The 13666-nt window shown below is 70.2% G+C and carries 13 protein-coding genes and 2 pseudogenes; 7 read left to right on the top strand and 8 right to left on the bottom strand.

The window, feature by feature from the left end:
• Position 1: 1 nt before the first annotated feature.
• On the bottom strand, positions 2-694 hold the full coding sequence (locus JOE53_RS09460) for a response regulator transcription factor (protein ID WP_036286419.1): 693 nt from the start codon (positions 692-694) through the stop codon (positions 2-4).
• Positions 695-751: 57 nt separating this feature from the next.
• Here JOE53_RS09460 and JOE53_RS09455 point away from each other — a divergent pair, with 57 nt between their 5' ends.
• A complete protein-coding gene (locus tag JOE53_RS09455; protein ID WP_233449536.1) occupies positions 752-1780 on the top strand; it encodes a CPBP family intramembrane glutamic endopeptidase in 1029 nt (342 codons plus the stop codon).
• Between the two features lies 1 nt (position 1781).
• Here the strand turns inward: JOE53_RS09455 and JOE53_RS09450 are convergent, their stop codons facing one another.
• From JOE53_RS09450 to JOE53_RS09440, 3 genes are all read right to left on the bottom strand, one after another.
• Complete coding sequence (locus tag JOE53_RS09450) at positions 1782-3425, bottom strand: DNA repair helicase XPB (protein ID WP_061682334.1); 1644 nt, start codon at positions 3423-3425, stop codon at positions 1782-1784.
• A gap of 70 nt (positions 3426-3495) precedes the next feature.
• Positions 3496-5238: a helicase-associated domain-containing protein gene (locus tag JOE53_RS09445; RefSeq protein ID WP_204947508.1), complete on the bottom strand. Its 1743-nt coding sequence runs from the start codon at positions 5236-5238 to the stop codon at positions 3496-3498.
• A gap of 1 nt (position 5239) precedes the next feature.
• Positions 5240-5530: a multidrug ABC transporter ATPase gene (locus JOE53_RS09440; RefSeq protein WP_204947507.1), complete on the bottom strand. Its 291-nt coding sequence runs from the start codon at positions 5528-5530 to the stop codon at positions 5240-5242.
• Positions 5531-5669: 139 nt separating this feature from the next.
• On the opposite strand from JOE53_RS09440, the gene JOE53_RS09435 reads away from it, so the two are divergent.
• The 3 genes and pseudogenes from JOE53_RS09435 to JOE53_RS09425 form a co-directional block, all read left to right on the top strand.
• The gene (locus tag JOE53_RS09435) at positions 5670-6053 is read left to right on the top strand and encodes a cold-shock protein (RefSeq protein WP_005051055.1); all 384 of its coding nucleotides are present in this window, start codon (positions 5670-5672) and stop codon (positions 6051-6053) included.
• A complete protein-coding gene (locus JOE53_RS09430; protein ID WP_204947506.1) occupies positions 6037-6642 on the top strand; it encodes a DUF3027 domain-containing protein in 606 nt (201 codons plus the stop codon). The genes JOE53_RS09435 and JOE53_RS09430 overlap by 17 nt, the downstream gene beginning before the upstream one ends.
• Before the next feature lie 94 nt (positions 6643-6736).
• Positions 6737-6880: pseudogene (locus JOE53_RS09425) on the top strand (TetR family transcriptional regulator); the annotation flags it as partial.
• A gap of 21 nt (positions 6881-6901) precedes the next feature.
• On the opposite strand, the gene serC reads toward JOE53_RS09425, so the two are convergent.
• The gene (serC, locus tag JOE53_RS09420) at positions 6902-8020 is read right to left on the bottom strand and encodes a phosphoserine transaminase (RefSeq protein WP_204947505.1); all 1119 of its coding nucleotides are present in this window, start codon (positions 8018-8020) and stop codon (positions 6902-6904) included.
• 99 nt (positions 8021-8119) lie between these two features.
• Between serC and JOE53_RS09415 the strand changes: the two genes are divergently transcribed.
• The 3 genes and pseudogenes from JOE53_RS09415 (at position 8120) to JOE53_RS09405 (ending at position 10776) form a co-directional block, all read left to right on the top strand.
• Positions 8120-8827: a metal-dependent transcriptional regulator gene (locus JOE53_RS09415; RefSeq protein WP_204947504.1), complete on the top strand. Its 708-nt coding sequence runs from the start codon at positions 8120-8122 to the stop codon at positions 8825-8827.
• Between the two features lie 228 nt (positions 8828-9055).
• Complete coding sequence (locus tag JOE53_RS09410) at positions 9056-9958, top strand: M23 family metallopeptidase (RefSeq protein WP_204947503.1); 903 nt, start codon at positions 9056-9058, stop codon at positions 9956-9958.
• A gap of 321 nt (positions 9959-10279) precedes the next feature.
• Positions 10280-10776 (top strand): annotated as a pseudogene (locus JOE53_RS09405) (HNH endonuclease).
• 31 nt (positions 10777-10807) lie between these two features.
• Here JOE53_RS09405 and JOE53_RS09400 read toward each other — a convergent pair.
• From JOE53_RS09400 to JOE53_RS09390, 3 genes are read right to left on the bottom strand one after another with little or no spacing between them, the layout of a single operon-like run.
• Complete coding sequence (locus tag JOE53_RS09400; protein WP_036289892.1) at positions 10808-11464, bottom strand: pyridoxine/pyridoxamine 5'-phosphate oxidase; 657 nt, start codon at positions 11462-11464, stop codon at positions 10808-10810.
• A complete protein-coding gene (locus JOE53_RS09395) occupies positions 11461-12270 on the bottom strand; it encodes a creatininase family protein (protein ID WP_204947502.1) in 810 nt (269 codons plus the stop codon). Before JOE53_RS09395 ends, JOE53_RS09400 begins: the two co-directional genes overlap by 4 nt.
• A complete protein-coding gene (locus JOE53_RS09390) occupies positions 12267-13640 on the bottom strand; it encodes an FAD-binding oxidoreductase (protein WP_233449535.1) in 1374 nt (457 codons plus the stop codon). The genes JOE53_RS09395 and JOE53_RS09390 overlap by 4 nt, the downstream gene beginning before the upstream one ends.
• Between the last annotated feature and the right edge of the window lie 26 nt (positions 13641-13666).

The following is a 13666-nucleotide window of genomic DNA, read 5'->3' as shown; positions in this document are numbered from 1 at the left end:
ATCAGGCGGTCTTGCCGGCCTTCAGCATGTAGCCGAAGCCGCGCTTGGTCTGGATGAGCGGCTCCGAGGAGTACGGGTCGATCTTGCGGCGCAGGTACGAGATGTAGCTCTCCACGATGCCCGCGTCGCCGTTGAAGTCGTACTCCCAGACGTGATCGAGGATCTGCGCCTTGCTGAGCACCCGGTTGGGGTTGAGCATGAGGTAGCGCAGGAGCTTGAACTCGGTGGGGGACAGGTCGATCGAGACGTCTCCCACCGTGACGTCGTGCGTGTCCTGGTCCATGGTCAGCTCGCCGGCGCGGATGGTCGACTCCTCGTCGGCCTGCATGGTGCGTCGGAGAATGGCCTGGAGTCGCGCGACGATCTCGTCGAGGGAGAAGGGCTTGGTGACGTAGTCGTCGCCACCGGCGTTCAGCCCTTCGATCTTGTCCTCGGTCTCGTCCTTCGCCGTGAGGAAGAGGATGGGGGCCGTGTACCCCGCGCCGCGGAGGCGCTTGGTGACGCTGAACCCGTTCATGTCGGGGAGCATCACGTCGAGGATGATGAGGTCTGGTTCCTCTTCGAGCACGGCCGAGATGGTCTGCGCGCCGTTCGCGACGGCACGCACCTGGTAGCCGGCGAACCTGAGGCTCGTGACCAGCAGGTCCCGGATGTTCGGTTCGTCGTCCACGACGAGGATGCGCGGTGCGGTCATAGCCCCATCCTGGCATCGCAACCCTTCCCTTTGCTGGATATCGGAGAAGATGGATGGATGACGACGCCCGCGCCGCAGGTCCCCGTCCCCCCGTCGGCACCGCTGTTCGCGCCCGCGATGCCGCCCGTCCCGCCCACGATCGTCCGGACGGCCCGCGCCCTCCCGGTCGACGCCGTGATCGGTGGTCTCGCCTTCCACCGCCTGATCTTTGCACGCCGACGCTCGGGATGGTGGACGCCGCTGGTGATCGGCATCCTGGGCCTCGCGATCTACCTCGGGTTGCTGGTGGTCGTCATGGTCGTCATCGGCATCGCGCTCTTCCGCGACCCGGAGCGCCTGGACGACCTCGCACGCCTCGGTCAGTCGGGCGGCGTCGACATGGGCGACCCGCTCATGGTCGCGATCCTGCTCGGCACGATCGCCCTCATGCTTCCGGCCTACATCCTCGCGTCACTGATCGTGAACGGACGCCGGGTCGGGCTCGTCTCCTCGGCCGCGGGACGGCTGCGCTGGCGCTGGATGCTGCTGTGCGGTGCGCTCGCCGTCGGCGTGTCCGCCGTGCTGACCGTGGTCGGTCTCCTCCTCCCCGGCGGCATGGAGGAGCCCGCGACGGGCGGCCCGGCCCCGACCTGGCCGATCACGCTCGTGGTCGTGCTGCTGCTCGTTCCCGTGCAGGCGGCGGCGGAGGAGTACATCTTCCGCGGTTACCTCATGCAGAGCATCGGACGCTGGCTGCGTCATCCGGCCTTCGCGATCCTGCTGCCCGTGCCGCTGTTCGTCCTCGGCCACGGCTACGACCTGCTCGGCCAGATCGGCGTCGGGCTGTTCGCCGTCGCTGCCGGCTGGCTCACGTGGCGCACCGGAGGACTGGAGGCGGCGATCGCCCTGCACGTCGTGAACAACCTCTCGGCGTTCCTGCTCTCGCTCGCCTCCGGCTCCAGCCCCACCGAGAGCACGACGGGACTGGTCAGCTTTCTGTGGTCGTTCCTGCTGATCGCCGGGTACGTCGCGCTCGTCGAGTGGATGCTGGCGCGTCGGCCGCTGCCGCGCACGCTCGTCCTGCCGCCGCCGGCTCCGGTGTGGTGAGCTACGCGGCGGCGATGCCCTCGGCATCCAGGATCGTGTAGCTGTAGCCCTGCTCGGCGAGGAAGCGCTGCCGGTTCTGCGCGAAGTCCTGGTCGACCGTGTCGCGTGCGATGAGCGTGTAGAAGCTCGCCGTGTGCCCGTTCGACTTCGGACGCAGCAGTCGGCCGAGCCGCTGCGCCTCCTCCTGGCGCGAGCCGAACGATCCCGACACCTGGATCGCGACCGAGGCGTCGGGCAGATCGATCGAGAAGTTCGCGACCTTCGAGACCACGAGCACCGGCAGGCGCGCTTCCCGGAACGCGGCGAACAGCTCCTCACGCTCGTCGACGGGCGTCGCTCCGGTGATCTTCGGTGCGTCCAGCGCCTCGGACAGCACGTCGATCTGATCGAGATACTGGCCGATGACGAGGATCTGCTCTCCCGCGTGACGGGCGACGAGATCCTTGACCACGCCGATCTTCGCGTGGGCCGTGGCGGCGAGACGGTAGCGCTCGTCGTCGGCCGATGCCGCGTACTCCATGCGGTCGGACGGCGGGAGGTCGACGCGCACCTCGTAGCAGACGGCCGGAGAGATGAAGCCCTGGGCCTCGATCTCCTTCCACGGGGCGTCGAAGCGCTTGGGGCCGATGAGGCTGAACACGTCCCCCTCGCGGCCGTCCTCCCGGACGAGCGTCGCGGTGAGTCCGAGCCGGCGACGCGCCTGCAGGTCGGCGGTGAGCTTGAAGACCGGTGCGGGAAGCAGATGCACCTCGTCGTAGACGATGAGGCCCCAGTCCAGCGCATCCAGCAACGCCAGGTGCGCGTACTGGCCTTTCCGCTTCGCCGTGAGGATCTGATAGGTCGCGATGGTGACCGGCTTGATCTCCTTGGTCTGACCCGAGTACTCGCCGATCTCCTCCGGGGTCAGCGTGGTGCGCTTGAGCAGCTCGTCGCGCCACTGGCGCGCGCTGACGGTGTTGGTGACGAGGATGAGGGTCGTCGTCTTCGTCGCGGCCATCGCCGCAGCGCCCACGAGCGTCTTGCCGGCGCCGCAGGGGAGCACGACGACACCCGAGCCGCCCTCGCTGAAGATGTCGACGGCGTGGCGCTGGTACGGACGCAAGGTCCACCCGTCCTCGTGCAGGTCGATCTCGTGCGGGGTGCCGGGGGTGTAGCCGGCGTGATCCTCCGCCGGCCACCCGATCTTCAGCAGCTCCTGCTTGATGTGACCGCGCGCCCAGGCGTCGATCACGTAGGTGTCGGGGGAGGGGTGGCCGATCAGCAGCGGCTGAATGCGCTTGTTCTTGGCCATCTCGGCGAGAACGGCGGGATCGGAGCCCCGCAGCACGAGCGCGCCCTCGGCATCCCGCTCGATGACCAGACGCCCGTAGCGGTTGACGGTCTCGCGGATGTCGATCGACACCGAGGCGGGCACCGGGAAGCGGGACCAGCGGTCGAGCGTGGCGAGCATGTCGTCGGCGCTGTGGCCGGCGGCGCGTGCGTTCCAGAGCCCCAGCCGGGTGACCCGGTAGGTGTGGATGTGCTCGGGTGCGCGCTCGAGCTCGGCGAAGATCGCGAGCTCGTGCCGCGCTGTCTCCGCCTGGGGGTGAGCGACTTCGAGCAGCACGGTGCGGTCGCTTTGCACGATGAGGGGGCCGTCAGCCATAGCGTCCCAGTCTACCGACCTCGCAGCGGCGGGGGCTCGCGTCGCCAGCCGTGCGTGCCCGGGGGGCCGGTCAGAGGGGGCGGATGCCGCTGATGCTGGATACCGGCAGGGTGCGCTCCACATCGACCGCCCGGTCGAGTCCCCGCAGGCGTCCGCCGCCGAGGCCGGTCGCCTCGATCGTGAACTCGCGCTCGGTGCCGTCGGGCATGCGGACGGCGACGACGATGGTGGCGCGCGCCTTGACCGCGTGATCCAGTTCGCGGCCGAGCCAGGCCGCGTCGGCATCGTCAGCGGGCGCGGCGCGCAGCCGTGCGAGGAGCGCGGCATACGTGTCGCGCGCGGGCGCGGGCTGCGACGGCGACGGTGCCAGGCGGTGGCGGTCGAGTCGTCGGCGCTCGCCGTCGGCATCCACCGCGACGACCGGATATCGGGCGTCGGCGATCATCCAGAACGCCGTGTCGGCCCCGCTGCGGGTCACGAGGCCGTCGGCATCCGGTACCAGTCCGAGGGGACGAAGAGCCTGATCGACGGCGAGGGTGCGCAGCAGCGCCTCGTCGTCGCTCCAGACCCGGGTGCGGCCCTCGTCGTCGGGACCGACGCGGACCATGCCGTGCGTGCGAGAGGTGCGTTCGATCTCGTACGCCAGCGGCTGGGGCAGGCCGGTGAGCGAAAGCTCGGTGAGAAAGGCGCGCAGCGACTCGGCGCTCTCGCCCGCCGTGAGGGCGTCGGCGATGCTCTCGGTCGTGAAGCGGTAGCTCGACGCCTGCGCGCGCGACTCCCGCCGCGCCATCGACCGCAGCCGCATGTCGAGGTGCGGCGACAGCGGCCCGGGCGCGATGGCGGTCAGATCGTTCTGCAGGTACACCCGGTCGACCTCGCTCGGCAGCAGCCGCGAGAGTGCGTCGAGGGCCGCGGAGGAGAACGGTGCGCTCGCGTCGTCGAGGAACGTGTCGCGCGCCCACGAGGTGGGGCGGTCCGTCTCGTCGAGGACGCCCCAGCGTCGCAGGAGCGCACGGAGATCCGCCGCTGTCTCTGGCCAGAGCACGTCCCACGGGTAGGCCTGCGCCCACGCGGCGGGCGCGATCCAGCCGCCGGTCGGTCGCCGCAGTCCGCGCGGCAGCCCTTCGAGGAACGCGGTGGCGACGGCGCTCCACCGGGCGATCGTGTCGGAGTGCAGCCACTGAACACCCGCGGGCGTCACGAGCCAGCTCTTGTCCTGACCCGACAGCAGACCCGTCCGCTCGGCGATCTTGACGAGGTCATCGGCGGTGGCGCCGTCGTCGACGATCCCGTCCTCCATCAGTCGGCGGCGGTCGGCGGCCCCGAGCGCTCCGGAACCGATGCGGCCGAACGGGTGCGTGAGCGCAGCATGCAGGATGTCGCCGAGTGAGCCGAGCGAGGAGAACGCCCGCTCGGCGGCAGCGGCGTCGTCCGGCCGTGCCGCGGCATCCGTGTCCTCGGCTTCGTCGACGTCGGCCGCGGGCGTCGATGCCGCGGTGAGGGCCGTCAGTGCGGACGACACCGCCTCGTACATCATTCCCTGCTCGTCGACGAGCGCCAGCTGCTGCAGCCGCGAGCGGGCAGCGTCGTCCGTGTCGAGGGCGGCGTCGGCGAGGGCGGAGATCTCGCCCGAGGTCAGGCCCCGCAGTGCGCGCTCGATCGACGAGGGCTCCAGAAGCGCCTCGGCCGCGTCGAAGGCGTCGTTCCATGCGACGGTCGGCGACACCTGTCGCGCCGAGAACAGCGTAGCCAGGGCGTCGTCGCTGCGCTGCACGAGATGCTGTGCGAGCGCGCGCGCCTCCGACCCGGTCACGTCAGCGGCCCTTGCCGACCCGGGCCTTCCGGACGAAGGTCATGATGAGGACCGCCATGAGCAGGACGAACGCGACGATCGGCGCGATGTAGACCAGCGTCCCGACCAAGGGCCACACGCCCTGGCCGAAGTCGTCGTGCTTCATGCCGGCGGCGGAGCCGATCATGATCGCGACGAAGCAGATCACCGACAGCAGCAGCAGGCCCAGGGACATGAACGCGAGGACGCGGTCGATGCGGCGGACGGGCAGATCGTCGGCCGAGCCGGGGGTGCGTGAGGACGAAGAGGGCATCGGGATCACCCTACTGCGTCCCCGCGTCGGGCGTGACGGTGCCGTAGGCTGGAGTGGGCATGATGCCCACCCTCGTGCCCTCGCGGCACGGGTCACGATGTCACCGCGCCTCAGGGCGCCGACGAGCGAGGTTTTTGCGATGCCCACCGGCAAGGTCAGGTTCTACGACGACGAGAAGGGGTTCGGCTTCATCACCACCGATGACGGCCAGGACGTCTTCCTGCACGCCACGGCCCTCCCCGCGGGCACGGAGGGGCTGAAGGCCGGAACGCGCCTCGACTTCGGCGTCGCCGACGGCAAGCGCGGGTTGCAGGCGCTGGCGGTGCGGGTGCTCGACGCTCCCGTGAGCCTCGCCAAGCGCAACCGCATGAAGCCGGATGACATGGCGATCGTGGTCGAAGACCTCGTCAAGCTGCTCGACAAGGTCGGCGGCGACCTGCGTCACGGTCACTACCCGAACGCGGGACAGGGCAAGAAGGTCGCCGCGATCCTGCGTAAGGTCGCCGATGAACTCGACGCCTGAGTCGGTCGACTCCGGCGCGGATGCCGAGGGGGAGACGTCGACGGTCGTCGCCGACGAGCGACTGCTGGCGGCGCACGACCTGGCGCTGGCGGCTCTGCACGAGATCACGCCTGCCGCGACGGTCGGCGACCCCGCCGGCTACACCGTCGAGGCCGACGGCGTCGTGTCGTTGCGCTTCGCCACGACGATGGAGGGCTATCCCGGCTGGTTCTGGACGGTGAGTCTCGCTGTCGTCGACGACGCCGAGCCGACCGTGCTCGAGGCCGAGCTCCTTCCGGGCGAGGGTGCGCTCCTGGCTCCGGAGTGGGTGCCGTGGGCGGTGCGTCTGGCCGAGTACCAGGCCGCGCAGGCGGCGCTCGCCGCCGAGCGCGGCGTCGAGGCCGAGGACGCTGCCGACGCCGATGACGAGTCGGACGATGATCTCGACGACGACGACCTCGACGACGTGGACGATCTGGATGCCGCCGACTTCGACGACGACGGCTCACCGATTCTGCACGCCGGCGACGTCGACGGCGTCGACATCGACGTGCTGGACGACGACACAGAGGACGACGACGCCGACGACGACGATACCGACGAGGATTAGCGGCGTTTCGACTCGCGCCGGCGGCGCGCGCTCAACGACCGGGTGTCAGAACGCGACGGTGCACCGCGCGGACTGCAAGACCTCCTCGCGCGACGCCGCGATCCTCGCCGTCATGGACGGCCTGCAGGTGCAGTGGCTGCTCGAGCCCGATGCGCTCGATCTCGGGACGGCCTCCGAGTTCGCGATCGAGGCCATCGTCTCGGCCGTCGTCGATCCGCGACCGTCGCCGCTGGCCTGAGCCCTCCGACGGGGCGTGGTCTCAGCCGCGCATGTGCTCGATCGTGTAGTCGATCGCCTTGATGAGCTGGCGGACATCGTCGGGCTCGATCGAGACGAACGTGGCGATGCGCAGCTGGTTGCGGCCGAGCTTGCGGTACGGCTCGGTGTCGACGATGCCGTTGGCGCGCAGGCTCGCCGCGACGGCCGCGGCATCCACCGTCTCGTCGAAGTCGATGGTGACCACGACGGGGGAGCGGTCGGCGGGATCGGCGACGAACGGGGTGGCTACCGGCGAGCTCTCGGCCCACTGATACAGGGCCTGCGACGACTCGGCCGTGCGGGCGGCGGCCCAGCCGAGGCCGCCATTGCCGTTGATCCACTCGAGCTGCTTGTCCAGCAGCACGAGGGTGGCGACCGCGGGGGTGTTGAGCGTCTGGTTGAGTCGCGAGTTGTCGAGCGCGTTCTTCAGGCTCAGGAACTCGGGGATGTAGCGGCCAGATGCCGCCACGCGCTCGATGCGCTCGATGGCGGCGGGGGAGACGGCCGCGAACCACAGGCCGCCGTCGGAACCGAGGTTCTTCTGGGGCGCGAAGTAGTAGACGTCCGTCTGCGACACGGCGAAGTTGATGCCACCGGCCGCGCTCGTCGCGTCGATGACGGTGAGCGCGCCCTCGTCTCCGGCGACACGGGAGATGGATGCCGCGACACCGGTGGAGGTCTCGTTGTGCGGCCAGGCGTACACGTCGACACCTTCGACCGCCTCGGCGACCGTGCGCGTTCCGGCATCCGCCTTGCGCACGTCGGGCGCGTCGAGCCACGGCGCGGCGGCCGCAGCCGCGAACTTGCCGCCGAACTCGCCGAACACGAGGTTCTGCGCACGGCGCTCGATGAGGCCGAACGCGGCCGCGTCCCAGAATGCCGTCGAGCCGCCGTTGCCGAGGATGATCTCGTAGCCGTCGGGAAGACGCAGCAGGTCGCTGAGGCCCATCCGCACCTGGCCGACGAGGTTCTTGATCGGAGCCTGTCGGTGCGAGGTTCCCATCAGCACCGCACCGGGGCCCGCCAGGGCAGCGAGCTGCTCCGGCCGGATCTTGGACGGGCCGCAACCGAAGCGACCGTCGGCGGGCAGGATCTCGCGGGGCAGCGTGACGTGGACCATGCTCCCGATTCTAGGGTCAGCGCCGACCGCGCCCCGCCGGTTCGCCGTGAGAAACGGATAGGCTGGGAGCACACCCACGAACGTGCACGAGGCCTGCCCATGACCGATCTGATCGACACCACCGAGATGTACCTGCGCACCATCCTCGAGCTCGAGGAGGAGGGCATCGTCCCCCTGCGCGCGCGCATCTCGGAGCGACTCGGACACTCCGGTCCGACCGTGTCGCAGACGGTCGGCCGGATGGAACGCGACGGTCTGGTCGTGGTCTCCGACGACCGCTCGCTGGAGCTCACGACGCCCGGGCGGCAGAAGGCCGTCGACGTCATGCGCAAGCACCGCCTCGCCGAGCGCCTGCTCAGCGACGTCATCGGCCTGGACTGGGCGTACGTCCACGAAGAGGCCTGCCGCTGGGAGCACGTGATGAGCGAGCTCGTCGAGCGTCGCCTCATCGAACTGCTCGGCCATCCCACCGAGTCGCCCTACGGCAACCCGATTCCGGGCCTGGACCAGCTCGGCGACCTTCCGGCCCGCACCTTCGACGACGGTGTCGTGGGTCTCGTGCGTCTGCTCAACGAGACCGGGGGACCCGTCCGCGGCACCGTGCGACGACTCGCCGAGCCGGTGCAGGTCGACCCCGAACTCCTCGAGCAGCTGCGCGATGCGGGCGTCGTGCCCGGCGGTGTCGGGGACTTCCGCTTCAGCGAGGGCTACGTCCTCGTGCAGATGGACGGCAAGAACGACGGGCTCGAGCTTCCCGTCGAGGTCGCGTCGCATATCTTCCTCGTCGACGCGGTGCCGCACGCCTGAGCATCGCCCGGGAAGCACCTGGGCATGAAGACCTGTGCGTGACTTATTCGTTACCTTCCGGTAGCCTCGAAAAGTCCACGTGGCGAGAAGCCCGCCACGGACCTCCGCACGAGTTGCCTCATCGGTTCGTCGTTCGCGCGGTGACACCCGTACATCTGTGCCCTGACACCGAGTGCCGACGAACCAGCATCCCGTCCCGGACGGGGTCGCAGAGGCGCCGGAGGACAATTGGCTGAACAGTACGACCCGTCGCGGGAGATGCCCGAATCCGAAGCGACGACACCGACACGGCGCCGTCGCGCACGACGCGGCGCACTGAACCGCACGGCCGCCGCCACGCCCGCCGTGCGCCCCACGGCCGTCACCGTCTCGACCCCGGTCCGCCGTGCGCGCCGCAAGGGTCACCCCGTGCGCAGCTTCATCACCGTCGCCGCGGTCGGTGGTCTGATCGCCACCGTCGCGATCGCGCCGGCCTTCGCCGCCTCGACCTCGAGCCCCGCCGAAGCGGTCACGCTGCAGCAGGTGGCCGCGGAGAACGCGCAGTCGCTCGTGATCGCGTCCGAAGCGACGCCGGCGGCCCTGGCCCGCGACAGCTATTCGGCGACGACGCCCGAAGAGATCCAGACCAAGAAGAACGAGGATGCCGCCAAAGCCGCGGCAGCTGCCCGCATCGCGGCGGCATCCACCGCGTCCGCCGATGCTTCGGTCTACTCCGGCTCACTCGCCGAGACGATCGCTCCGGCCGGCTCGGTCGTGCGTCCCCTTCCTTTCTTCAACCACTTCGGTGAGCCGTACCCGGGCCACAAGGGCACCGACTACATGGTCGACCGCTACACCCCGATCTACGCGATCGCCGACGGCGTCGTGGTCGAGTCGAGCGAGGACGGTCCCGGATGGGGCGTCTACGTCAAGATCGCCCACAACATCGGCGGCAACACGGTGACCTCGCTGTACGCGCACATGTCGTACGGCACCCGTCGCGTGGTCGTCGGCGACACCGTGCGCGCCGGACAGATCATCGGTCAGGTCGGTGACACGGGCCGCGCGTTCGGCACCCACCTGCACCTCGAGATCTACGTCAACGGGTCGTGGACCAACGCCGAGGACTTCCTCGTCGCCAACGTCCACTGACGCCGTTCGCTCCCTTCGGGAGACACGCGGCATCCGTTCACCTCTGATTCGCCCTGGCGGCTTCTGCGTGCGTTAGCCTGATCCCGACGCTCGCACAGCCGAGGGGGAGCCGCATGGACACAGGACCTCGCATTCGAACCGTGAATGCGCTGGGCCGCTATGTCCTTCGGCATCGTGTGCACGACTGCCGCGACTTTCGTCGTGGGTTCAAGGCGCTGTCTTCATGACAGCGCCTTTTTTCGTGCCCGCGCCGCCGCGCCTGCGCGACGTCGACAACGGAGAGCCGTCGAAGCCATCGACGGCCGTTCGAGAGGAACGCGCATGCGCACACTGGTGCTGAACGCCGGATACGAACCCCTGGCCGTCGTCTCGTTCAAGAGAGCCCTCGTGCTCGTCATGAACGAGAAGGCGACCGTCATCGAACGCATGGACGGCAATCCCGTCTGGGGCATCCGGGGGCGTGCGACCGGCCGGCGGTGATCGTCCTCACCCGGTACGTGCGCGTGCCCGGGGCGCGTCGAGTGCCGGTCACCCGCCGCGGGGTCCTCCGCCGTGACGCCCACCGCTGCGCCTACTGCGGCAAGGGCGCCACGACGATCGACCACGTCCTGCCGCGCTCGCGCGGGGGTGCGGACTCGTGGGAGAACCTCGTGGCGGCGTGCCTGCGCTGCAACAACATGAAGGGCGACCGGACCCCGCAGGAGATGGGGTGGGAGCTGCGGTGGGCACCGCAACCTCCCCGCGGCCCGCAGTGGACGGTGCGCGGCACCGAACGCTCCGAGCCCGCCTGGGAGCCGTATCTGTCGCTCGCTGCGTGAGGGCGGCCGCGTCCTGCGGCGACGATCGGCGTCAGCCGGGCAGCGCCGTGAGAGACCAGCCGTCCCCGGTGCGCGCGTAGGCGATGCGGCGACTCGCGGCATCCGGGTTCGAGACCCAGAAGACCAGCCGGTGAGGCGTCACCGCGAACCCGGCCCACGCCTCCGGCGGGGTGAACGCGGGTTCGTCGGCGCCGCCGTGAGCGCGCAGGAACTCGGCCCAGCGCGCGCGACGCTCGTCAAGGGGCAGCTGCGCGAACTCCGCCGTGTTCTGCCACGCGAGCTGCTGCAGGTAGGGGGAGCGTCGCCGGTAGGCGGCATCGGACTCCTCCCGCGACGACCGTTGCGCCGTTCCCTGCACGACCAGTTGGCGGGTGAAGCCGGGCCACAGGATCGTCAGGGCGACACCGGGGTTCGCCGACAGCTCGGCGACCTTGCGGCTGTTCGCGTCGGTGTGGAAGAAGAATCTCTCGCCGTCGTAGTCGCTGAGCATCGTGGTCCGCGCATCGGGCACGCCGTCGACACCTACGGTCGACACCGTCATCAGCATGCGGTCCTCACCGGGACCAGGAAGCCACGCGGCGGCGAGGGCGAGGGGATCGGGGACGCGCGTGTCGGACTGCACCGGGTCGCTGTCGTGATCGATCACCACGGGTGCGGGTGGGATGCCGGGAGCGTAGGAAGCCGTCACCCGAACACGAACCCGTCGATCTCGGCGAGCGCTTCGCACACGAAGTCGACCCCGCGCTCGTAGAGCTCCTTGCCGTGCGCGGCGTTCGCGCCGGTCGCGTCTCCGATCACTCCTTCCGGGCCGAAGTCGTCGCTCGTCCAGCCGAACATCACCGGCTTGCGGTTGAAGCCGATGTGGCTGAGACCCGCGATGTGCTCGGGGATGTTCCGCGCCGGCATCTCGGGGGCGACGAGGTGAGGGGCCAGGTGCATGACCAGCGAGGTCTCCGAGAAGCCGCCGTGGATGCCCTGGCCCTTCTCGTCGGGCCGGCCGTCGCGACCGTCGCCGGCTCCAGCGGCGGTCGCGGGCATCGAGAACGTGCGCAGGCCGAAGCGCCGGCGCAGTTCGCGATTGGCCCAGCCGAGCAGCATCACGTTGCCGCCATGGCCGTTGACGAACACGACGGTCGTGGCCGGGGTCATCGAGATGGAGCGGCCGATGTCGACCAGCGTCTCCAGCACCGTCGTGCCTTCGAGCCAGACGGTGCCGGGGGCCCAGTGGTGTTCGTCGGACTTGGCGTAGCTGATCGTCGGCAGCACCCACGCGTCGATGCCGTCGGCGGCGACCCGTTCGACCGCGGCGGTGGCGATCGCCTCGGCGACGAGGGCGTCGGTGCGCAGAGGCAGATGCGGGCCGTGGTGCTCGATCGCGCCGATCGGCACGACGGCGATCGACCTTTCCGTGAGCGCCGCCGTGAGCGCAGGCCCGGACAGGTCGGCCCAGTGGCGGGATGTCGGGGTGAACGGAGGCGTGAACGCGACGGTCATCGGATGGATCCCTTCACCGGACCGGCGTAGTCCGGGTTGAGCTTGCCGGGGTTGAGCAGGCCCCGCGGGTCGGTGCTGCGGGCGAGTGCGACCGTCTCGGGCAGGCGGAAGTCCACGTTCCACTGGTGCGGGCTGTGGACGCCCACGCCGAGGGCGGTGAGCGCGGCGATGCCGTCGGCGACCTGTTCCGGGCTCTCGTAGACACCGGCGAGCATGCCGATCGGACGCAGCGCCGTCGCCTCGATGTGCAGGTGCGCGCCGGGGTAGACGGCCATGACCTCGTCGTGGCGATCGATGAGCGCGTCGCCGCCCACCTCGACGTGGAAGTAGACGCCCGGCTCGGACTTCTGCAGCCATTCGATCGGGTGGTTGTAGCTGAGCACCGAGATCGCGGCCGAGACCTGGGGGCCTTCGCGCACGTCTTCGATGCGGCCGCCGGCGTCCGTGATGATGCGCGACGCCTCATCGACCAGGCTCGCGTCGATGATCGTGCGCAGCGAGCTGCGCCCCTCCGGGAAGGCCGGGTCCGGCGGAAGCTGGGCCGAGACGTGGGGGTCGTCGGCGGAGACGAGGCGCGGCGTCGGCTGCAGCGCGGCGAGGCGTTGCAGCACCGACATCGAGCCGGTGAAGTCGTCGAAGGACGCGTAGAGCCCCCGCCAGTCGTTCGCCGGCTCGAGGCGCACGGTCGCGCGGGCGATGATGCCGGCGGTGCCGTAGTTGTGCACGTAGCCGAGCGCGTCGTCGCCGTCGACGTGGACGAGGCGCCCGTCGGATGCCGGCGTCACGACGTCCAGTGCCACGACGAACCCCTCGTGGTTGCTGCCGTGGGCGATCGAACCGGTGCCGCCGGAGCCGCCGGAGAGGAATCCGCCGAGGGTCGAGTGGACGGTGGAGGGATACATCCACAGCTGCTGGCCGTGCTGACGGGCGGCGAGCTCGAGGGTAGCCATCGGAGCGCCCGCCTCGGCCGTGATCCAGCCGTCGCCGACCTCGACGACCGCGCGCGCCCGCGAGGTGTCCAGGACCAGCCCGCCGGGCATGGGGATCGCCTGGCCGTAGTTGCCGGTGCCCTTGCCGCGCGGCGTCACCGGAGCGCCGTGGGCGACCGCGATGCGGACCGTCTCGGCGATCTGCTCGGCATCCGCGGGAAAGGCGACGAGGTCGGCGACGCCGAGCGGAAGCTGCTCGGCGATGATCGGTGACATGCGCGCGCCGTCGACCGATGCCTTCTCGCGCTGACGCGGGTCGCTGGAGATGCCGCGGGGTCCGAGCGCGGCGGCCAGATCCGCCTCGAGGGCGGCGTAGTCGGGGGTCGGCGCGGCGACAGTCGCCGCGGGATCAAGGACGTCGGTGGGAGTCGCGCCGGTCATCTCGGTTTCCTTTCGTGTGTCATAGT

It is taken from the genome of Microbacterium laevaniformans (assembly GCF_016907555.1).
In the GTDB taxonomy this organism is placed as follows: domain Bacteria; phylum Actinomycetota; class Actinomycetes; order Actinomycetales; family Microbacteriaceae; genus Microbacterium; species Microbacterium laevaniformans.
The sequence above is the reverse complement of the archived record's forward strand: the minus strand, read 5'-3'. Positions and strand labels throughout refer to the sequence as shown.

Bases quoted from the DNA above. Each gene is read 5' to 3' on its own strand.
- JOE53_RS09395 (WP_204947502.1), bottom strand. From the start codon at position 12,270: ATGACCGTCGCGTTCACGCCTCCGTTCACCCCGACATCCCGCCACTGG.
- JOE53_RS09390 (WP_233449535.1), bottom strand. From the start codon at position 13,640: ATGACCGGCGCGACTCCCACCGACGTCCTTGATCCCGCGGCGACTGTC.
- serC (WP_204947505.1), bottom strand. From the start codon at position 8,020: ATGGTCCACGTCACGCTGCCCCGCGAGATCCTGCCCGCCGACGGTCGC.
- JOE53_RS09450 (WP_061682334.1), bottom strand. From the start codon at position 3,425: ATGGCTGACGGCCCCCTCATCGTGCAAAGCGACCGCACCGTGCTGCTC.
- JOE53_RS09440 (WP_204947507.1), bottom strand. From the start codon at position 5,530: ATGCCCTCTTCGTCCTCACGCACCCCCGGCTCGGCCGACGATCTGCCC.
- JOE53_RS09460 (WP_036286419.1), bottom strand. From the start codon at position 694: ATGACCGCACCGCGCATCCTCGTCGTGGACGACGAACCGAACATCCGG.
- JOE53_RS09430 (WP_204947506.1), top strand. From the start codon at position 6,037: ATGAACTCGACGCCTGAGTCGGTCGACTCCGGCGCGGATGCCGAGGGG.
- JOE53_RS09455 (WP_233449536.1), top strand. From the start codon at position 752: ATGACGACGCCCGCGCCGCAGGTCCCCGTCCCCCCGTCGGCACCGCTG.
- JOE53_RS09435 (WP_005051055.1), top strand. From the start codon at position 5,670: ATGCCCACCGGCAAGGTCAGGTTCTACGACGACGAGAAGGGGTTCGGC.
- JOE53_RS09415 (WP_204947504.1), top strand. From the start codon at position 8,120: ATGACCGATCTGATCGACACCACCGAGATGTACCTGCGCACCATCCTC.